The following is a 20827-nucleotide window of genomic DNA, read 5'->3' on the forward strand; positions in this document are numbered from 1 at the left end:
TAACCGGGAGGCAGGAAGCCACATGACTGACCAAGTAACTCAGCAGCGTATCCAGGCAGATTTGCAGGTAAAAGCATCGATTGAGCCGCAGTATGAAATTGAGGCGCGCGTCGATTTTCTGTGCAGCCAGATGATAGAGACAGGACAGAACGCGCTTGTGTTGGGGATTAGCGGCGGGGTGGACTCCACCGTTGCTGGTCGTTTAGCTCAACTGGCCGTCGAAAAGGCCCGCGATAAAGGGGTTGAGGCACGCTTTTATGCCATCCGGCTGCCTTACGGCGAGCAGAAAGATGAGGATCATGCTCAACAGGCACTAATGTTTATTACCCCTGATGAAGTGCTTGATATTAATGTGAAGCCAGCCAGTGACGCCTTGCTAGCGTCCTTGGAGGAGGGTGGATTAACGTTTCAAGATGCCGCCCAACGCGACTTTGTATTAGGCAATATTAAGGCGCGTCAACGAATGGTGGCGCAGTACGCGGTTGCTGGCGCCAAGTCGGGTTTAGTGGTGGGGACCGACCAAGCAGCAGAAGCATTGATGGGCTTTTTCACCAAGTATGGTGATGGCGCCTGCGATCTGGTGCCGCTGACAGGACTTACCAAAGGACAGGTGAGAGAGGTCGGTGCTGCGTTAGGAGCGCCCGCTATACTGGTAGAGAAACAGCCCACTGCAGATTTAGAGTCGCTTAAACCTCAATTGGCTGATGAAGAGGCATTAGGCGTCACTTACACCGAAATCGATGCCTTTCTTACCGGTCAGCAGGTTAGCGAACAGGCCTACACCACCATTACCAACACCTATCAACGCACCGATCATAAACGCCAGCTCCCCAGAACGCCGTAGCGGCATTTTTTACAAGCTCAACGCCAGCGCTAAACGCAGCGCCAATAGGTTGCTATGATGCCGCGACACTATTGGCTGTTGAGCTTGTTATGCGTTTACTCCACACCGCTGATTGGCACCTGGGTCGGCTATTTCACAACCTTTCGTTGCTGGAAGACCAGCGCCATGTGCTTAACCAGCTCATCGAGATAATCGACCGGGAAAACGTCGATGCGGTGCTGATTGCGGGCGATATCTATGACCGCTCGGTTCCGCCTTCGGCGGCGGTAACGCTGCTCGACGAGGTGCTACATGCGCTATGCGAGGTGCGCAAGCTGCCGGTCATCATGATTTCAGGCAACCATGATGGCGCCGAGCGGTTGCGCTTTGGCGCGCGCCACCTGCGCCAAGCCGGGCTGCATATTCTCTCCGATTTAGCTGAGTTCGCCACGCCCGTCACGCTGACCATTGACGGCATCGAAGTGGATATATTCGGCATTCCTTACGCCGACCCTGAGCATGTGCGCAGCCAGTTTAACGTGGAAGTGCGCGACTTTGACGCTGCCCATCGCTATTTGGTCGAGCAGATTAGCGAGCGCCGCCATGCAACACGCCCCTGCCTACTGATGAGCCACTGCTTTGTAGATGGCGGCAGCGCGTCTGATTCGGAGCGCCCGCTAACGTTAGGCGGTGCCGAAAGCGTGGCCTGGGAGCCTATGCGGCACTTTGATTACGTGGCGCTTGGTCACCTGCACGGCCCCCAGTATCGCGGCGGTGAACATATTCGCTATAGCGGCTCCTTGCTCAAATACAGCTTCTCAGAAGCCAGTCAGAGCAAAGGCGTCACGCTGGTGGAAGTAGGCGCGAGCGGGATAAAGCACATTGAACAGATTCCGCTAATACCCAGCCGTGAAGTGCGCGTATTAGAGGATGAGATTGATACGCTAATCGCCCAGGGAAGAACGGACGCACAAGCAGATGACTACTTGCTAGTGCGGTTGACCGATCGCCACGCCATTCTCGACCCTATGGGCAAGCTGCGTGAGGTGTATCCCAATGTGCTGCATCTGGAAAAGCCCGGCATGCTGGAAGCACGAGGCACTCAGCAACTTGACCGCGAGCGGTTACGCTTTGATGCCCTAGATATGTTTAGTGACTTCTTTACTCAGACCAGCGGTGATGCCATGAGCGATAAGCAGGCTAGTGCCATGGCCGAGTTGATTAGCCAGCTGCAGCGCGATGAGGCCCAAGAATGACGCCGTTAACCCTTACCATGCAGGCCTTTGGCCCTTTCGCGGGTACGGAAACTATTGATTTCACCGTGCTTGGTAGAAGCCCGTTGTTTTTGATTAACGGGCCCACCGGGGCGGGCAAGAGCTCGATTCTCGATGCGTTATGTTTTGCGCTCTATGGCCAAACGACGGGTAATGAGCGTGAACCTTCTCAGATGCGCTGTGACCAAGCGAACGCCACGCTGCTAACGGAAGTTACGCTTGATTTTCGCTTGCGCGGGGCGGATTACCGAGTGCGCCGCGTACCTCAACAGGAGCGCCCCAAGGCACGTGGCGAAGGCACCACTACGCATAACGCGGAAGCGCAGCTATGGCGCTTAAACGCGGATGGCGAGGTAGAGACCTGCTTGGTGGCGCGCAAAGTCAACGATGCCACCGCTGAGCTGCAAACCTTGATAGGCCTGGATGCCAACCAGTTTCGCCAAGTGATGGTGCTGCCCCAAGGCAAGTTTCGCGAATTGCTGATCGCTGACTCCAAAAAGCGCGAGGAGATTTTTTCCCAGCTGTTTCAAACGCAAATCTTTCAGCGTATTGAAGAGCGTTTGCGCCTTCAGGCCAATCAGATAGAACGAGAAGTGAAAGAGCATCGCCAACATATCAGTGGCATTCTCGCCGGTGGTGAGCTGGAGAGTGAAGCTGCTTTAGAGCAAGAGCTGGAAGCGTTGACGCCCCAGGTTGAGCAAGCGCGAAAGGACTTCGAAACCGCCCAACTGCAGCGACGTAAAGCCGAAAAACAGCGTGATGATGCCCAGGCACTTCAGCGTCAGTTTGAAGCGCGGGAGAGCTTGGCGGCTGAAAAAACGCGTCATCTTGAACAGCAGGGCCAGGTCGTCAGCATTCAAGACCATTTGACCCAAAGTGAACACGCACAGGCGTTGCGCCCCCAGCGTACGGCGTTAACCCAAGCGCAGCAGGCGCTAAGCACCGCGCACGCGGAACAGCAGCAGGCAGACGCCGCACTGAGCAGCCAGCGCACTAGCGCGGAGCAGGCACAGCGTGCATTTGAGGCGGCCCGCGAGCGTCAGACAGGGCTCCCTGAGCTGCGCGAGCGTCATCGCCAGTTGAGCGAGTTTATTCAAAAAGGCCAACAATTAAGCGAACTACAGGCGCGATTCCAAACGGCACAGGCCGCTTGGCAACAAGCTGACGGTGCCCTCAAGCGCGATGAGGAGCAACTGGACACCATTCGCCAACAGGGCGAGGCGGCAGGCGTTAATCTCGAACGGTTACAGGCGGAACGCCAGCAGCTGGCCAGCGCCCCTGTCGAGCTAAACCGCTATGAAACGCTGCTAACCCAACGTAAAGAGCTGGATGCGCTAATCGACCAGGGACGCGAGCTCACCACGCAACAACAGCAGGCAACGGCAGCACTAGACCAGCGGCGCAGCGAGTCAGAGCAGGCGGAACGCTTCGCTACCGAGCAGGAGATGCGGTGGCATCAAGGGCAGGCTGCGCTGTTAGCGCTCACTCTTGAGGACGATGCCCCTTGCCCTGTCTGCGGCAGCCTGGCGCATCCGACCCCGGCCGTTAATAACGCAGACATCGTCACCAAAGAGCAGGTGGAAAACGCGCGCTCAGCCCAGGCGCAGGCCCGTCAATCTTTCCAGGGCGCTGAACGCCATCACCAACAGCTAGCGCAGCAGATAAGCTACCACAGCGAGCAAGTGCAGCGACTCAATCAGCAATTAGGCGAGTGGGCTAGCCAACCGCTGAATGAGCTACAAAAAACCTGCGATGAGTTGCATCGCCAGGTCGCTCGGCAGTCAAGCATTGAGCGAGAGCTTCACCAACAAACCACTGCCCGTGATGCGCTACGGCGTGAGTGGGGCGCACTGGATAAACAGCTTAAAGCCCAGCGGCCCGCGGTTGAAAAAGCCAAAGAGGACGCGTTAAGGCTAGAAAGCCAGCGCGATCAGTTGAGTCAGTCGCTGCCTGACGACGCTCGTGATCCTGCCGCAATGCAAAAAATGCTCACGGAACTCGAGCGCCAAGTTACCCAAATTGAACAAGCCTGGGATAGTGCTCAGCTGGCGCTGACGAACAGCCAAACCCAACTGGCACGAGCAGACGAGCAGCTAAGGGGAGCCAGCGAGCGAGTCGAGCAGGCTAAACAAACACTTGAACAGACCCAAGCAGAGTGGCAGGCAGCGCTTCTGGCCAGCCCCTTTGAGGATGAGGCTGCCTTTCAGGCAGCCCAACTGGATGACGCTCAGCGTCAGGAGCTCATTCATCAGGTAGACACGTACCAGCGTCGTTTGGCCGAATTAGAAGGGGCGCTGCAGAATTACCACGCTCAACTGGCTGAAAAAACGCCCCCCGATTTGGCTGCGCTTTCTAGTCAAACCGAGGCCGCCCAAGCGGAAGAAAACTCCCAGCTAGAGGCGTGGCGGACGCTGGATGGACGCTTAACCACACTGCATGGCATCCGCCAAAAACTGGCTAAGGCTCACACGGCTCAGGCTGAACTTGAAGCCCAGTATCAGGTGTGGGGCACGCTAAGCGAAGTCGCTAACGGTCGCACCGGGCATCGCATTAGCCTGCAACGCTTCGTGCTCGGCGTGCTGCTGGATGACGTACTGATTCAGGCTTCTGAACGGCTAGTACGCATGAGCCGCGGGCGTTATCAGTTGGTGCGCCGCGAGGACCCCACTAAGGGCAATAAAGCGTCAGGCCTTGAGCTAGATGTGGCTGACACTTACACCGGCAAGAACCGTTCGGTAGCAACGCTTTCCGGCGGGGAGTCTTTCATGGCAGCTCTGTCGTTAGCGCTGGGCCTTTCGGATGTAGTGCAGGCTTACGCTGGCGGTATTCAACTGGATACGCTATTTATCGATGAAGGGTTTGGTAGCCTCGATCAGGATGCTCTGGATCAAGCCATTAACATGCTGAGCGAACTGCAAATGGGCGGGCGTATGATTGGCGTAATCTCCCATGTCAGCGAACTCAAAGAGCAAATGCCAGTCCGTATAGACGTGCGTGCCAGCCGGCACGGGAGCTCGGTGGAAGTGAAGGGCGCACTTCTTTAATTTCTAAGGTATTTAAAGACTCAGGCATTTAAAGGCTATGACATTTAAAGCCCAAGCCAGCGTTAGTTCATGCTGCGTTCATATAGAATGATTTATAAAGTGTGTTAATCGACAAACGAGCTCTAAAGATAATATCAACTTAGGAGTGCAAGGATGAACGCAAGCAAGATTTTACAGCAGCTGATGCAGCAAGCCGGCGGCAGCCAGAAGGGCGGCAGTAGCAGCGGTGTCGATGTTAAAGGCATGCTGAGTGGGCTTTCTAAGCAATTAGGCGGCGGTAGCAGTGGCCAAGGAAGCGGCTCTTCTAGCGGCTTCGATGTTAAAAGCCTGCTCGGTGGCGGCGCCATGGGCATGTTAGTAGGCTCTAAGCGCGGCCGCAGCATGGGTGGCAAAGCGCTTAAATATGGCGCCATTGCCGGGGTAGGCATGCTGGCGTGGAAAGCTTGGCAAAGCTCTCAGGCGGCAAAAACTGACAGTGGCCAGCAGAATACTACCCAAAATGCGTCAGAGGGCGAACGGGTTGAAGTGCTCAGCGGTGAGATCCAAGAGCGCCGCAGCCTGGAGCTACTGCAGGCTATGATTATGGCGGCACGCGCCGACGGTCACATCGATGAGCAGGAACAGGCGTTGATCACCGAACAGATCGATGCCTTAGGTGCCGATCAAGAGATGCACAACTGGGTAGAGCGGCAGCTAAAAGCACCGCTGGATGCTCAGGCCCTGGCACGTGAAGCGGACTCTCCCCAGGCAGCACGCGAGATGTACCTGATCAGTGTGGCCGTGACCGATGACCAAAATCCTATGGAACGTGCCTGGCTGGATCAGTTGGCTAGCGCGCTTAATTTACCTAAAGAAATGACAACTGAACTTGAGCGCCAAGCCGAGCAGGCGGGTTAATGCTGGATACGTTTAATTTTTGGTTAGCGACGGGCTTTGGACTAGGGCTAGCGCCGATTGCACCCGGTACGTTTGGCTCTCTGTTGGGGATTCCCTTGGCGTGGTGGTTATTGAGCCGCCCATTGGGCCAGCAAGGGATCGTTATGGCGGTTCTGTTGGTGCTGGCAGTGCCGGTTTGCCACGTTGCCGCCTGGCATTATGATGGGTTGGATCATGGCAGTATTGTCGCCGACGAGTATGTCGCCTTTCCGCTCGCGGTGTTTGGGTTAGCGGCAGCGCGGCATCCCGTGGTAATGGCGCTCGGGTTTGGTGTTTACCGCTTCTTTGATGCGTTAAAGCCGCCACCGATTCACCTTACTGAGCAGTTGCATGGCGGTTTTGGTATTGTGATGGACGATGTGGTGGCTGCCTTGGTGACGTGGGTAGTGATGGCGATAGGGCTAAAAATTTGGCAGCGCCGTCTCTCTCAACAAAGCGTCGATTAACCAGTAAAAGCGCCGCAAGCCTGGGAAAACAAGGTTTGCGGCGCTATTTTTTTACTGCTTATAGGCTAACGAATTAGCGCATTACTCTTGAACGACAATCACCGACTTAGCATTAACGAACTCAAGCATGCCAAAGCCGCCGTGTTCACGCCCATAGCCGGAGTTTTTCACCCCGCCGAAGGGCATTTCCGGTGTGGCGACACCAAAGCCGTTGATAAACACCATGCCAGTATCGAAGTACTTGCTGGCAAGCTCTGTCGCGCGCTTAACGTCTTTAGAGATGATGCCGCCACCCAGGCCGTAACGGCTGTCGTTGGCGATACGCATCGCATCTTCATCATCTTTGGCGCGAATCAGCGCTGCAACCGGTCCAAACAGTTCGTCGTCGTATGCTGGCTGACCAGGGGTCACGTTATCCAGCACGGTGACCGGGTAAAACGCGCCTTTACCGGATGGCTTTTCACCACCGCAGAGAATCTTCGCGCCTTTGCGAACGCTCTCTTCCACTTGGTCGTGAAGACCATCGCGCAGGTCAACGCGGGCCATGGGGCCAAGGTCGCTACCTTCTTGGGTCGGGTCACCGGCCTTTAGCGACTGCATGCGAGCTACATAGCGCTCTTTAAACGCTTCATAGTTCTTTTCAGTCACTACAAAACGCTTGGCAGCTACACAGGTTTGGCCGCCGTTGTAGACACGCCCCTGAACGCAGGTGTCGATCGCTACATCCATGTCGGCATCATCAAGCACCAGATAAGCATCGTTAGATCCCAGCTCAAGCACGGTCTTTTTGAGGTGCTCAGCGGCTTTAACGGCCACTTTACGACCCGCGCCGTCGCTGCCTGTGAGCGTAACACCGCGCACTGCAGAGTGAGCGATGACTTCGTCGGAAGTGTCATGAGAGATCACGAGCGTGCGGAAAACGTTCTCGGGAAGTCCCGCTTCACGATAGATCTTTTCCAACAGCAGTCCGCTACCCGTCACGTTTTCTGCGTGCTTCAACAGGACGCCGTTACCCGCCATAATATTGGCAATAGAGTAGCGAACTACTTGATAAGCGGGGAAGTTCCAGGGCTGAATGCCGTAAATGACGCCCATGGGTGAATAGGTCACAAAGCCACGCTCGCCATTGCCCGGCTGACGCTCTTCATCGGCTAGCTTCTTAGGACCGTGTTCCGCGGTGTAGTCACAAATAGCGGTACACAGATCGACTTCCTGACGCGCTTGTTCAGGTAGTTTGCCCATCTCTTTGACCATCAGGTCAGCAAGCTCTTCTTTGTGCGCTTGCATCGCTTGGCCAATCGCCTTCACCGTTTTGGCGCGGCTTTCGAGTGACTCCAGGCGCCAATCGAGAAAAGCATCGTAGCAGGCATCGACTACTTGCTTGGCTTCAACACTGCTCATGAGTGCGTAAGTATCGAGTGCTTCACCGTTAGTCGGGTTAATCGTCGTGATGCTGTTGCTCATAAGATCTCCTATCTATAGATCAATGTGTTGGTCATGACGTCCAGCTCCTGGACGCTTAATCGACCGGTCTATTTCTAATACAGGACCACTCTAGTACAAACTGAGCGCCTCTGCATAATAGAGGTACTCAGTGTCGGGCATTGATTTAGTCAATCAGTTCCTTTTATTGCTCATTGAATTTTTATAAGTCTATTTTGTTTCTCCGAGGTGTAATGGTGATTTTAAAAATATTCGGCGTAATCAATAGTTTTAGCTACGCATGCGGGCCGCTTTGGTAATGGCGCGGGCACACTCCATTAACGAGGGCGCGAGCTGTTCCAGGGCGCGGTCGAGGGTCCACCGGCTGCTAGGGGTGGTGATGTGCACGGCAGCGACGGGAGTACCCGCAGCGTTGCGTATCGGCGCGGCAATATTGATATCGCCGAGAAAGTATTCGGCGTCGTTCCAGGCGACCCCGCGTGAGCGGCATTCACGGATCAGCTCGCTAAGGGTGTCGATATCGGTAATCGTATTGGGCGTATGGGCCTTTAGCTCACAGGCGGTTAAATAGTCGTGAACGCGGGTGTCGTCCATCGCCGATAAGTATGCTCTTCCGGAGGCGGAGCAGTACATTGGCACGCTGCTGCCCACCGGCATATGAATGGGAATGTAGTGGCGGCTGGTAAAACGGGCCATGTAGATCATATCGAGCCCGCAGGGTTCGGTGAGCGACACGGTTTCCAGGCAGCTGTTGCTCAGTTCCGAGAGGTAGGGGTTGGCGCAATCGACCAGTAAATCGGCTTCCAAATAGTTGGCGGAGAGGGTCATCAGGCGGATGCCGAGCCGGTATTTGCGGCTGGAGGGGGCTTTGACCAGGTAGCCGAGCTGTTCGAGCGTGTGGGTGATGCGCTGCACCGAGCCCATGCTCAACCCTGAAAACTTGGCAATTTCTGAGAGGCTGAGCTCGCTGTGCTGGGCGTCAAACAGCTCAAGCAGGTCAAACGCTTTCGCAAGGGATTGATTGAACTGCGGCGAGCGTGGTTCGTTGGCGTTGGCGTGCTTCATGCTTTTATAGGGTTCCTTACGTGTTCCCCTTGGGGGCGAGGCCGCAAGGGGAGCGTATCAACATCTTGTGTGTTGGTGTGGAAGCGTCTGGGCGGTTTAGCGCTCCAGCCAGTCTCTGGCCCGATAGTAATTGACCACCGTTTCAACATACAGCCTTTGTAGGCCGTGCAGGGGAATCGGCTTGATGGGGGTTATGGGAAAAGGTAGGGCTTCCTCCAGCGAATGTTCACCGAGGTGTTCTCCCAGTAATTTACCCAGATGGCTACCCATGGCAACACCTCGGCCGTTATAGCCCAGCGCCACGGTGAGCCCTGGCTGGGGTTCGTGTACATGTGGAAGCGAATCCTGGGTGATGGCGATACGGCCTGCCCAGCGAAAGGCGATCTCTACGTCCTTTAGCTGTGGGTAGAGTTTGATAATGGCGTTTTCGAGGTGCCGAAAGTCGTTGGGCTTACGCGGGTCGTTGAAGGAGCCTCGACCGCCCATCAGCAGGCGGCCGTCTCGGTCGCGGCGAAAATAGAGCAGCAGCTTGCGGGCATCCGACGCCACTTCGCCTCCGGGCAATATTTGGCTGCCTTCCTCTGCCGTGAGGGGGCGGGTGGCGATCTGATAACTGTTGGCGGCGATCAGGCTGCTGGCAAGCTTGGGTTGCAGGGCGTCGCTGTAGCCGTTGGTGCAGAGTAGAACCCGTTCTGCCTGAATTTCCGCACCGCCTTCCGCCGTGACGCGCCAGCGCCCTTCGGTGCGGGTCAGCGAGGTGACGCGGGTGTGTTCATGCAGCCTTGCTCCATGTTCATGCGCTGCCTGTGCCAGCCCGCGGGCGTAGGCGAGCGGATTTAGCCCGCCGGCCCTGGGGTCTACCCAGCCGCCAAGATACTCTGAGGTGCCGAGACGCTCCGCGCACTGCTGCTGGTTTAACCAGGCGATCTCTACGCCGCGTGATTGCCATTGGCGGGCGCGGGATTCAATCGCTTTCAGGCTGGCGTGGGTAACGGCGGGTTGAATCCAGCCGCGCTGTTGGGCGTCGCAGTCAATGTTGTGCTGCTTTATCAGGTCAAACACCACATCGGCATTGTGGGCTGAGAGCGCGATCATGCGTTCTCCGCGTTCTTCGCCATAGCGTGTGATCAGTTCATCCGGGTCGTATTTGAGGCCGGGGATGACTTGGCCGCCGTTACGGCCGGAGGCGCCCCAGCCGATGCTTTCGGCTTCCAGTAACACTGTGCTGATGCCGCGCTTGGCGAGGGCCAGGGCGGCGGAAAGGCCGGTAAAACCGCCGCCGATGATCACCACATCGCTGCGCTGAGCGCCCTGCAACGCTGGGTAGTCTCTGCCCGCGGAGGCTGTGTCAGCCCACAGGGAGGGGGGGCATATGAGATGAGTTTGCCATCCTTGGTCTCCGTTAATGGTTTAGCACACGACGCAGGAAATCCTGGGTGCGCTCGTGGGTAGGCTGGGTAAGCAGCGTGTGGGCATCGCCGGATTCGACAATCTGTCCGCCATACAAAAAGCAGACGCGGTCGGCGACTTCCTTGGCAAAGCCCATTTCATGGGTGACGACCACCATGGTCATGCCTTCATTGGCCAGGTCGCGCATGACGGTTAACACATCGCCCACCAGTTCGGGGTCGAGGGCGGAGGTGGGTTCATCGAACAGAATGGCTTCCGGTTGCATGGCCAGGGCGCGGGCAATGGCGACACGCTGCTGTTGGCCGCCGGATAGCTGCTGCGGGTAGGCTTCGACTTTGTCACCCAGCCCGACTTTCTCCAACAGCGCGATGGCGTTGGCGTGGGCGGTTTCACGGGGTTCGTTTTTGACGAAGATCGGCCCTTCCATCACGTTTTCGACCACCGTGCGGTGGGGGAACAGGTTGAAGCGCTGGAAAACCATGCCGACTTGGGTGCGCAGGTCGTTTATATCCTTGCTGGCCACATCAACCTGACGGTCGTTGATCGTAATGCTGCCTTGGTCATAGGACTCCAGCCCGTTGATACAGCGAAGCACCGTCGATTTGCCAGAGCCCGAGGGGCCAATCAGACACACCACTTCCCCCTTGGCGACGGTTAGACTGACCCCTTTGAGCACTTCTACATCGCCGAAGGATTTGTGAATAGCGTTGATGTTGATCATGCTTTACCTCCTTTCGCCGACTTTCCGAAATAGCGCTCTAGGCGGTTAACCCCAAAAATCAGCGGTAGGCTAAGGCAGAGGTAGAGCAGGGCGACCAGAGTGTAGACCGTGGTGTTCTGAAAGGTGGAGGCGGCAATTAACTGCCCGGCCCGGGTCATTTCGGCGACAGTGATGGTGGAGGCTAGCGATGAGTCTTTCAGAATCATGACGGCCGTATTGCCATAGGGTGGCAGCGCAATGCGTATCGCCTGGGGCAGTACGACGCGGCGCATGATGAGCTTGCTTTTCATGCCGATGGATCTGGCGGCTTCAATTTGCCCTGCTTCAATCGCTTCGATACCGGCGCGGAAGTTTTCCGCCTGGTAGGCGCTATAGGCGACGCCAAGCCCGATAATACTTGCCTGGAAGGCGCTAAGTTGTATGCCGAGTTCGGGGAGTACGAAGTAGATATAAAACAGTTGAACGATAATCGGTAGGCCGCGCACCACATTGATGAAGGTGCCTGCAGTGAGCGACAGCGCCCGCACGGGCGAGAGCTTCATCAGGGCTAAGAGCAGGCCGAGCAGGGTGCTTAGCAGTAGGGCGCCAATGGTGATCTGCACCGTAATCAGAGCACCTTTTAATAGAATGGGTAGAAAGGCGGTGATGTCCGAAAACTCCATGGGAAGCCTTTATTTTGCATGCACTTCTTCAACTACCCCCGAAGAGGCAGTGAAGCAGTGCTGGGGTGATCATTAGCAGGCTGTTTCGTTAACGCTGCCGGTGGGTTACCTGGGTGTGGTTTACAAGCCCCACTCTTCGAAGATGGCATCGAGAGTGCCATTCTCTTTCAGGTGAGCAAGCGAGGTGTTCACTTGTTCCAGCAGTTCGGTGTTTTCCTGGTCAACCGCAAAGCCGATATGGCCAACCATTTCCTGCTCGTAGTTGTCTGCTAGCTGGAGTTCTGGAAAGCGGTCTTGGCTGAGGTGGTAGCTCATGATGGGGGCATCACCGACACCCGCCACGATGCGGCCTAACGAGATGTCACGCATCATGTCTGCCCAAGAGTCGTAATTGCGGATCTCTGGAAAAATGCCCATGTTGTTGAGCTGTTCGACGTAGGTGGTACCGACCTGGGCGCCAGTCACTTCGCCTGAGAGGTCTTCCAGTGTGTTGATCTCGCCATCGTAGTCCTGACGGGTAACGACCCCTTCGCCATAGGGGTAGACATCATCGCTGAACGCGACCTGTTTGGCGCGCTCTTCGGTCTTCAGCATTGCGGCGGAAATTATGTCGATATGCCCAGCGGTCAGCGAGGGTATCAAGGCGTTGAACTGAGACTCCTGAATAGTGACCTCATAGCCCATATCTTCGCCCAGTGCATTGACCAGATCGACCATCGCGCCGGTGATCTCATTGGTTTGCACGTCCAGGAACGTAAACGGAATCCCGCTTGGCGTTCCGCCTGCTTTTAGCACTTCCTGTGCGTTTGCCGTAGTAGCACCAAGCGATAAGGCTGCGCCCAGTACCGCCGGTAACAGCATCGCTTTTTTAAAGTGAAGAAGAGGTTGGCTGTTGGATGTGCGTTTCATTGGGTCACCATTGAGAGTGTTGGGGATTGTTATTTACGCCTTGTTAAAAGCTATTCGGTAACGTCATTTCAGAGCCTAGGTGAGTTTTATTTATCGGCAAGAGTTATTATTTATCGCATAGCGATAAAAATATCTGACATGTTTGTTTGAAGGGCGTAGTTACCTTGCTCGGGCCAATATGTGGTTACGTTGATGAATTAAGTCATCAAAATGTCGCTATTCGATGATTTTTTGCATCCCATATACCTGCATGATTTTATCTTTAATTTTTTTATCAATTAAATCAGTTGGTTGTTTGTTTTTTTTGGTTGGCATGGCGTTTGCTAAGTAAAAAATAGCCAGCGTTATTCTCGGTTTGATAATTGAGCTGGTAAAACCACCAATAAAAGCTAATAGGAAGCGCCATATGCAGTTAACTAGCTTTAATCAAGTGAGTAGCTTTAAAAGCGCCGGGAAGCTGATTACCGGCCATGGGGCCGCTCAGCAGTTGCAGCCTTATGTTCAATCGTTGGGTATGCAGCGCCCCTTAATCGTTACCGATAGTGGTGTGGTGGCTTCAGGCACGCTGGATATGATTACTGAGCAGCTCACGGCACTAAAGGTGACCTATGAGGTGTTTGATCAGGTAACGCCCGAGCCGGAAGTAGAAATAGTCGAAATGTGCACCCGTGCTTTCAATGCTGGCAAGCACGACAGCGTCATCGCTGTAGGCGGCGGGAGTGCCATGGACATCGCTAAGTGTGTAGCGGTATATGCGCACTACGAAGGTCCGCTGGAGGCGTTGTTTGGCGAGAACAAGGTTGACCAACGCACAATACCTTTGATCGCCATGCCCACCACGGCGGGCACCGGTTCTGAAGTGACCAATATCGCGATTCTGTCGGATAAAGCCCAACAGATGAAAAAGGGCATCGTCAGTGACTGCTTATTACCGGATGTCGCGATTGTCGCCCCTGAGCTTACGTTGAGTTGCCCACGTTCTGTGACAGCGGCCAGCGGGGTGGATGCGTTAGTCCATGCAGTGGAGGCGTATCTATCTAACTTTGCCACGCCGATTACCGATGCACTGGCGGTTAAGGCAATGAACCTCATTGTGCATTCGCTCCCCAAGGCGTTTGCCAATCCCAACAATCTCCAGGCCCGTGAAGATATGGCCACCGGTAGCCTGCTGGCAGGCCTTGCCTTTGGTAATGCTGGCGTGGGCGCAGTCCATGCATTGGCGTATCCGTTAGGTGGGCGCTACCACTTGGCCCATGGGGTGACGAATGCGCTGTTACTGCCCTTCGTAATGGAGTGGAACAAGCTGGCCTGCGTCGAGCGCTTTCGGGGCATTGCGGTGGCCTTTGATGAACCCGTGGCTGGGCTTTCGGATGATGCTGTCGCCCAAGCGGTTATCCAGCGCATGCATAAGCTGTGTGCTGATGTGGAGATTCCTTCCGGTTTACGCTCGTTTGATATTCCTGAATCCGCCATTCCTGAGTTGGCCGCCGAGGCCATTAAGGTGGAACGTTTGCTGCGTAATAACCCGCGGGTATTAACGCTTGCGGATGTTGAGGCGATTTACCACGCCGCTTATTAATTCGTCGCTAATTAAAACGCTATAACGACAAAACGTTTATTAAAAATACTAACAACTTTAAACAGGAGTCCATGCCATGAGCGCTTGGAAGCAACGCGTTGACGGTGAAGAAAGCCCGTACACACCATTAGGGCCGTTTAAGCTACGCCTGCCGTTTTACCATTATCGTTTTGAACTGCCCGATTACCTGCAAGGGCTTTTGATGTGCGCGGTGGATCTTGCCGCGATCCCATTGATGATGCAGCTACTGGGCATGCCGTTTGAAGCGGCGTTGGCCATCGTCATTTTAAATGGCTTGCTTTATTTGCTGCATCACCTGTTGGGTGACCCTGTCATTCCAGGGTGGATCACACCTGCTATTCCGCTGTTGATGGCTTATGTGTCGACCTTTCCCGAGGGGGTAGACAGGGTGCATGCGCTGATTGCCTTTCAGATGATGTTGGGGGTACTGGCACTGGGCCTGGGGGTAACGGGTATGGCCAGTAAAGTGGTGCGGCTCATTCCTTCCGCCATTAAAGCGGGGGTCATTATGGGCGCGGGCTTAGCCGCCATAGTGGTGGTGTTTGATGAAGGCGGTCGTTTTGAGCAGTACCCCTTTACCATTGCGATTGCCGTAGGTGTCGCGTTTTATCTGATTTTCTCTCGCCATTTCAACAAGCTGAAAGCGCAGGGCGGCCTGTGGGGTGCCGTGGGTAAACTGGGTATTTTCCCGATTATCGTGCTGGCGATTGTGGTGGCTCCACTGTTTGGTGAAGCGCCCTGGCCAGACGTTGAGTGGGGCTTTAGTCAGCCTGATTTCGCGCTGATGTTCAGTGAATACACGGTATTTGGCGTTGGTTTACCTCCGTTGATGATGTTTTTAACGGCCATTCCGACCGTTATTGCGGCCTACATTGTGCTATTTGGCGATGTGCTTCAAAGCAAGGCACTTTTGGAAGAAGCTGATGAGAAGCGCCAGGATGAAAAAATCGACTATAACCCTAACCGCGCTCATATGATTTTTGGTGGGCGTAACTTTGGGATGAGTATTTTTGGCCCTGATGTGGTGATGTGTGGTCCGCTCTGGGCAGCGATGCATGTGGTAACGGTTGAGCGTTACAAGCAGGGCAAAGCGGCGATGAACTCTATCTTCGGTGGTTCTGGTTCATTTCGCTGGGGGACGAATACGGGGCTGTTGTTGCTGCCGATCGTGAGCCTGGTGGAGCCTATTCTAGGAATTGCGCTGGCGCTGACGCTGTTGATTCAAGGCTATGTCAGTGTGCGCATCGGCATTATGGAAGCGCGCAGCCAACGGGACTTGGGTATCGCGGGCATTATCGCGGCCATGCTGGTGATAAAGGGCGCTACCTGGGCCTTTGGGGTGGGCATTTTGCTTTGCGCGTTAATTTACGGTAAGCGCTTCTTCTCCGGTGAGGTGGATAAAACTTTCGTTAAGGATTGGGATGAGGCATCCCAGCCCGTTGAGGATCCTGAGCCGGAAGTGCCATTGCGCAAATAACAGTCTCTGCCTTTATAGTGGTTTAATCGCCAAAAGGTTGGAAAACCAGTGTTCACCGCTTAGGCGGTGGACCTGGCCTGTGAGAGGAACTGTTATGCAACGGATCGAAGAGGGGCTTTCACTGGAAACCGCACTGCCGTTATTTGATTTACACGGCACTGATGCGGTGGAAGTCTTTGATACCCAAGGTCAGGTCATTGGGGTGTTGACCCGTACCGATATCGAAAAGGCGCAGTGTGATGCGACGTTGGGCCAGTTGGTGGGCGAGTGTATTCGCTACCGTGTCACCGGTATTAAACCGCCGGTGGAAGCTGAAAGCGTAGATGCGTTTGGTTTTGACCAAGAGCCGATGCGTTCACTGTTGGATGCTTTGCATGACGGGGTTTATATCACCGATGCCAACGGTATTACGGTAACGATCAATAAAGCCTATGAACGTATCACCGGCATTTCGCGCGCTGAGGTAGTGGGCTTTCATATGGCGGATTTGGTGAAGGCAGGGTTTATTTCCAAATCCGCGTCGTTGGAAGTCATCCGTGAACGCCGCCCGATTACGCTGGCGCAGACTATCCATAACAGCCGCAAGATCGTAGTCACTGGAACGCCTATGTTCAGTGCCGATGGCTCGATTGCTTATGTGGTTACCAGTGTTCGGGATATCACTGAGTTGCTACTGGCGAAACATGCCCAAGAGCAGCTAGAGCAAATTCAGCGCATCCGCGAGGCATATAAAGTGCCCGAGGTTATGGCGCTAAGCGCGCCGGGGGTGATCACCAGCCAACAAACGGAGCCCTGCTTTGCGCTTGCCAGTCGAGTCGCGAAAACAACGGCGAAGATTCTGATTCAAGGTGAAACAGGCACCGGTAAAACGCTATTGGCCCGCTATATACATCAGCAAAGCGACCGTGCGGATGGACCTTTTATGGAGCTTAACTGTACGGCATTTCCTGAAGGGTTGCTGGAAGCGGAGCTGTTTGGTTACACCGCAGGCGCATTTACCGGGGCGTCCCCTAGAGGCAAACAGGGGCTATTGGATGTGGCTCATGGCGGTACGCTTTTTCTGGATGAAATTGGCGATTTACCTCTCGCACTGCAGGTAAAACTACTCAAAGTGGTGGAAGAGAATCGCTACTTGCCGGTAGGTGGGACAGCTTTTCGTCATGCCAACGTACGTCTGATTACCGCTACTCACCAGGATTTGAATGAACGAGTCAAGCAAGGGCTTTTTCGCGAGGATCTGTTTTATCGCATTAGCGTGGTGCCGCTATGGCTGCCCCCTTTGCGGCAACGGCGCGATGAGGTGATTCCATTGCTGAACTATTACCTAGACCATTTTAATCAGTTGCATGGGGTAGAAAGGGGTTGGAACCCCGAGGCGTTGGAGTTGCTTTCTAGCTATTCGTGGCCTGGCAATATTCGTGAGCTGATCAACTTAACCGAACGTTTATCCGTCACGGTTTTAGACGATGAGATAACCGCAACGGCACTGCCGAACGAGATATTCCCAAGCACTCTGTTTAGCCAACCGCCCGTGAGTGGTGATCTTCGCCAGCAGGTAATGCAGTTTGAACAGCAAGTCATTCAACAGGCGCTTACTCGCCATGGCACGACCCGAGCGGCAGCCGCTGCATTGGGCATCGATCAATCTACGCTGGTCAAAAAACAGCGACGTTGGCGTCAAGAACTTATCTAACCTTCACTTTGAAAGGAAAAATAATGTCTATCTCCAAGCAAACGTTTTTTAAACAAAACGCGTACATCAACGGCCAGTGGGTGGCCGCAACGGATGGCAGTAGTGTCGCGGTCACCGACCCTGCTAGCGGTGAGACGCTTGGCCATGTCCCTAGCTTGAGTGCGGAGCAAGTCAGTCAGGCTATTGAAGCTGCTAACGCCGCATTGCCTGCTTGGCGTGCTAAAACCGCAGCGGAACGTTCGCAGCTTTTAAAACGCTGGCATGCACTGATTATGGAAAATGAGGCGGCGCTAGGCGAGCTGATGACCTTGGAGCAAGGAAAGCCGTTAAAAGAGGCACGCGGTGAAATCGGCTATGCGGCCAGCTTTATCGAGTGGTTCGCTGAGGAGGCGAAGCGCTTATACGGCGATACTATTCCCGGTCATGCGACTGATAAACGCATCATTGTTACCCGCGAGCCGGTGGGCGTTTGTGCGGCGATTACGCCGTGGAACTTCCCTGCGGCCATGATTACCCGCAAGGTGGCGCCTGCCTTGGCGGCGGGTTGTACGATTATCGTTAAGCCCGCTATGGAAACCCCGTTGACGGCGCTTGCGCTAGCGGCGTTAGCCGAGCAAGCGGGCATTCCTGCCGGGGTGATTAATATTGTTACCGGTGATGCCAAAACGATTGGCCCCGTGCTGACAGATAGCCCGATTGTGCGCAAACTGAGCTTTACCGGTTCTACCCCAGTGGGCGCGCATTTAATGGCTGCCTGTGCTCCAACGGTCAAAAAGGTGTCTCTTGAGCTTGGCGGTAATGCGCCCTTTATTGTGTTTGACGATGCCGATATTGAAGATGCTGTCACCGGGGCGCTGGACAGTAAGTTCCGTAATGCCGGGCAAACCTGTGTCTGCGCTAATCGTATTTATGTGCAAAGCGGTGTTTACGATGCATTTGTTGAACGTTTGGCCCAGCGCACCAGTGAACTGAGTGTCGGTAAAGGTAGCGATGAAGGCGTAGAGGTGGGGCCACTCATCTCTGAAAAGGCGGTAGAGAAAGTTGAATCCCATTTGCAGGATGCACTCGATAAAGGTGGTCGCTTAATCACCGGTGGTAAGCGACACGCCTTAGGCGGTACCTGGTTTGAGCCAACGGTCGTGGCTGACGTAACCGCTGACATGGCATGTGCTCGCGAGGAAACCTTTGGGCCACTGGCGCCGGTGTTCAGGTTTGAGACGGAAGCGGAGGTTATTCGTCAGGCCAATGATACGGAGTATGGGTTGGCGGCGTATTTCTATGCTGAAAGCGTGTCACGGATCTGGCGCGTATCGGAAGCGTTGGAGTATGGCATGGTGGGCATTAATACGGGGCTCATCTCGACCGCTTCGGCGCCTTTTGGGGGTGTCAAATCGTCGGGTATCGGTCGTGAGGGGTCACGCTATGGCATCGATGAATACACCGAGCTGAAGTATCTGTGCTTGGGTATTAAGCAAATGGCTGAGTAGCAAAATTTAGTCTGATTAGGTTAGCTTTGCGTGATTTCCACGAAAACGTAGTAGCGTTTAATGAAGCCCACAGACTTTTGATCTGTGGGCTTCATATTATGATGCTTACTACTAATAAGCTGCTGCGGCTATCAAAGTAGAAAGTTGCAAAATGCTAAAGAAGTTGTTTATTCAAACATAGGCCCACCAGCTTCTTCGCCCCACACCTCTTCCAGGCGTCCATCGCGCCCACAGCTGAAGCGATAGAATTTATAGCGAACGGGGTTCTTTTGATAATAATCCTGGTGGTACTCCTCGGCCGCCCAGAAGGTGGTGGCCGGTACTATTTGGGTGGCGATTTCCCGGTCGAAGCGTTCTTCCATTTCCGCTTTGGAGGCTTCGGCGAGTTCACGCTGGCTTTCGTCGTGATAGAAAATTGCCGAGCGGTATTGATCGCCCACATCGCAAAACTGACGATCTACCGCGAAGGGGTCGATGTTGCGCCAGAAAATATCCAACAATTGCTCGTAGCTGATCTGCTCTGAGTCATATTCGATTTGCACAACCTCCGCATGCCCCGTACCACCCCTGGAGATATCCTCGTAAGTGGGGTTCTCGAGTTCGCCGCCGATATAGCCGGAGATGGTGGCGTTAACACCGGGTTGGTTGTCGTAAGGGGGTTCCATACACCAGAAGCAGCCGCCTGCAAACGTGGCCTCCGCTTGAGTGGCCTGAGCTTGAAGCGAAGTGCTGGCGAGACCAGCGGCAGCCAACACGCTAAGCGTGAATGGACGAAGAAGGGACAATCGGGTCATTGCAAGCACTCCAGTGGCGGTGGCGAGTCATCGTTTATGTTGAGTCGATTAGTGGCTTGGCGTTCCCTTTCCTTACAACCCTTTTCTGACAACCTAGCTCAAGCGATGTGGCCATACTTCGTCCAGCGTGTTGAGTGCAGCGTTCACGGTCGATTCGGCAGTGCTGTCGTGTCGCCATACAAAGCTTAATGCGCAGGGCAGGCGGATGTTGTCTGCAACTGCCAGGCCACTCTCTTGGCGCTCAGTCATTGCCAGGGCGTCGCGGGCCAAGCTTAAGCCAACGCCTGCGCGGACCAAATCCAACATACAGGCTTCTTGGTCAACCTGGGCTACCCGGTTAGGCACTGCGCCGCTCTTGGCGAGTGCTTGCTTCAGCAGCCGATGGTGGGCGGAATCCTGTGGCGTCACAATCCAGGGCAGCGTGGCTAAGTGCTCCCAGCGGGTATCAATGAGTCGGTTTTCCCAGCCCGCAGGGGCAATCACATGATAATCAAAGTGGGTCAGTTCGCGCCAAGCCAGTGCCTCATGGCCCTGGTTCAATCCAGGGCCTTCACCAGGTGGTGCCAGATAAAAGCCGACATCCAGGTCACCCTGTGCGATGCGGTTTAGCACGCTGCCGCTCATTCCATGCTGCAGTTCGGTTTCTAATTGAGGTGCCCGTGCCATCAGGCGACTTAAAAAGGCGCCTAACCGAAGAAATTCCGGGTCAACGATGGTGCCAATGGAGAGCTTGCCGCGTAGCGTGCTGTGCAGCGTTCCAGCGGTTTGCTCAAACGCCTGGGCGCTGGCCAGAGCTTTTTCAGCGGCTGGGAGCAGGGCATGGCCATCGGATGTCAGCGCTAGGCCCTGGGGGCGGCGACTAAACAGCGTGAGACCTAAATTGGCCTGTAACTGCTTCAACTTTAGGCTGATCGCAGGTTGCGTCAAATGTAACTGTTCAGCGGCGCGCGAGACGCTGCCCGTTCTTGCAACGGCCACGAAGGCGCGGAGTGTCGCGTAGTCTTGCATGATGGGCCTCAACGCATGCCAATGATATTAGCAAA

Annotated in this window: 17 protein-coding genes; 9 read left to right on the forward strand and 8 right to left on the reverse strand. The window is 54.8% G+C overall.

All coding sequences use genetic code 11. The features are described 5' to 3' along the window. Positions 1–22: 22 nt before the first annotated feature. The 5 genes from nadE to CXF87_RS18540 all read left to right on the forward strand — a co-directional run bounded on the left by nadE (position 23) and on the right by CXF87_RS18540 (position 6523). Positions 23–844 (forward strand): ammonia-dependent NAD(+) synthetase, encoded by an 822-nt coding sequence (nadE, locus tag CXF87_RS18520; RefSeq protein ID WP_101147710.1) that lies wholly within the window; start codon positions 23–25, stop codon positions 842–844. A gap of 89 nt (positions 845–933) precedes the next feature. Then, positions 934–2079 carry an exonuclease SbcCD subunit D gene (locus CXF87_RS18525; RefSeq protein ID WP_101147711.1) on the forward strand — a complete coding sequence of 382 codons (1146 nt, stop codon included), beginning with the start codon at positions 934–936 and terminating at the stop codon, positions 2077–2079. Continuing rightward, positions 2076–5141 (forward strand): AAA family ATPase, encoded by a 3066-nt coding sequence (locus tag CXF87_RS18530; RefSeq protein ID WP_101147712.1) that lies wholly within the window; start codon positions 2076–2078, stop codon positions 5139–5141. Before CXF87_RS18525 ends, CXF87_RS18530 begins: the two co-directional genes overlap by 4 nt. Before the next feature lie 153 nt (positions 5142–5294). Then, positions 5295–6038: a tellurite resistance TerB family protein gene (locus CXF87_RS18535; protein ID WP_101147713.1), complete on the forward strand. Its 744-nt coding sequence runs from the start codon at positions 5295–5297 to the stop codon at positions 6036–6038. Continuing rightward, positions 6038–6523 carry a phosphatidylglycerophosphatase A family protein gene (locus tag CXF87_RS18540; RefSeq protein ID WP_101147714.1) on the forward strand — a complete coding sequence of 162 codons (486 nt, stop codon included), beginning with the start codon at positions 6038–6040 and terminating at the stop codon, positions 6521–6523. The genes CXF87_RS18535 and CXF87_RS18540 overlap by 1 nt, the downstream gene beginning before the upstream one ends. An 81-nt stretch (positions 6524–6604) precedes the next feature. Here the strand turns inward: CXF87_RS18540 and CXF87_RS18545 are convergent, their stop codons facing one another. The 6 genes from CXF87_RS18545 to CXF87_RS18570 form a co-directional block, all read right to left on the reverse strand. After that, complete coding sequence (locus CXF87_RS18545; protein ID WP_101147715.1) at positions 6605–7987, reverse strand: NAD-dependent succinate-semialdehyde dehydrogenase; 1383 nt, start codon at positions 7985–7987, stop codon at positions 6605–6607. A 249-nt stretch (positions 7988–8236) separates the two neighbouring features. Continuing rightward, positions 8237–9031, reverse strand: coding sequence for an IclR family transcriptional regulator (locus tag CXF87_RS18550; protein ID WP_101147716.1), 795 nt, complete (start codon positions 9029–9031; stop codon positions 8237–8239). Between the two features lie 96 nt (positions 9032–9127). Then, on the reverse strand, positions 9128–10348 hold the full coding sequence (locus tag CXF87_RS18555) for an NAD(P)/FAD-dependent oxidoreductase (RefSeq protein WP_198556142.1): 1221 nt from the start codon (positions 10346–10348) through the stop codon (positions 9128–9130). An 85-nt stretch (positions 10349–10433) separates the two neighbouring features. Then, complete coding sequence (locus tag CXF87_RS18560; RefSeq protein ID WP_101147718.1) at positions 10434–11162, reverse strand: amino acid ABC transporter ATP-binding protein; 729 nt, start codon at positions 11160–11162, stop codon at positions 10434–10436. Beyond that, positions 11159–11824, reverse strand: coding sequence for an amino acid ABC transporter permease (locus CXF87_RS18565; protein ID WP_101147719.1), 666 nt, complete (start codon positions 11822–11824; stop codon positions 11159–11161). Before CXF87_RS18565 ends, CXF87_RS18560 begins: the two co-directional genes overlap by 4 nt. A gap of 120 nt (positions 11825–11944) precedes the next feature. Continuing rightward, entirely contained in the window at positions 11945–12733 is a 789-nt protein-coding gene (locus CXF87_RS18570; protein WP_198556143.1) for an ABC transporter substrate-binding protein, read from the reverse strand. Between the two features lie 406 nt (positions 12734–13139). Here CXF87_RS18570 and CXF87_RS18575 point away from each other — a divergent pair, with 406 nt between their 5' ends. From CXF87_RS18575 to CXF87_RS18590, 4 genes are all read left to right on the forward strand, one after another. Then, positions 13140–14312 carry an iron-containing alcohol dehydrogenase gene (locus CXF87_RS18575; RefSeq protein ID WP_101147720.1) on the forward strand — a complete coding sequence of 391 codons (1173 nt, stop codon included), beginning with the start codon at positions 13140–13142 and terminating at the stop codon, positions 14310–14312. A gap of 76 nt (positions 14313–14388) precedes the next feature. After that, the gene (locus CXF87_RS18580) at positions 14389–15810 is read left to right on the forward strand and encodes a hypothetical protein (protein ID WP_101147721.1); all 1422 of its coding nucleotides are present in this window, start codon (positions 14389–14391) and stop codon (positions 15808–15810) included. Positions 15811–15904: 94 nt separating this feature from the next. Continuing rightward, on the forward strand, positions 15905–17503 hold the full coding sequence (locus tag CXF87_RS18585; protein WP_101147722.1) for a sigma 54-interacting transcriptional regulator: 1599 nt from the start codon (positions 15905–15907) through the stop codon (positions 17501–17503). 23 nt (positions 17504–17526) lie between these two features. Continuing rightward, positions 17527–18990, forward strand: a complete 1464-nt coding sequence (locus CXF87_RS18590; RefSeq protein ID WP_101147723.1) for an NAD-dependent succinate-semialdehyde dehydrogenase — start codon at positions 17527–17529, stop codon at positions 18988–18990. A 167-nt stretch (positions 18991–19157) separates the two neighbouring features. Here the strand turns inward: CXF87_RS18590 and msrA are convergent, their stop codons facing one another. Together msrA and CXF87_RS18600 are read right to left on the reverse strand one after the other, a co-directional pair. Beyond that, positions 19158–19784 (reverse strand): peptide-methionine (S)-S-oxide reductase MsrA, encoded by a 627-nt coding sequence (gene msrA / locus CXF87_RS18595; RefSeq protein ID WP_101147724.1) that lies wholly within the window; start codon positions 19782–19784, stop codon positions 19158–19160. 93 nt (positions 19785–19877) lie between these two features. Then, a complete protein-coding gene (locus CXF87_RS18600) occupies positions 19878–20792 on the reverse strand; it encodes a LysR family transcriptional regulator (protein ID WP_101147725.1) in 915 nt (304 codons plus the stop codon). Positions 20793–20827 lie beyond the last annotated feature (35 nt).

The organism is Halomonas sp. MES3-P3E (genome assembly GCF_002836035.1).
Lineage (GTDB): Bacteria > Pseudomonadota > Gammaproteobacteria > Pseudomonadales > Halomonadaceae > Vreelandella > Vreelandella arctica.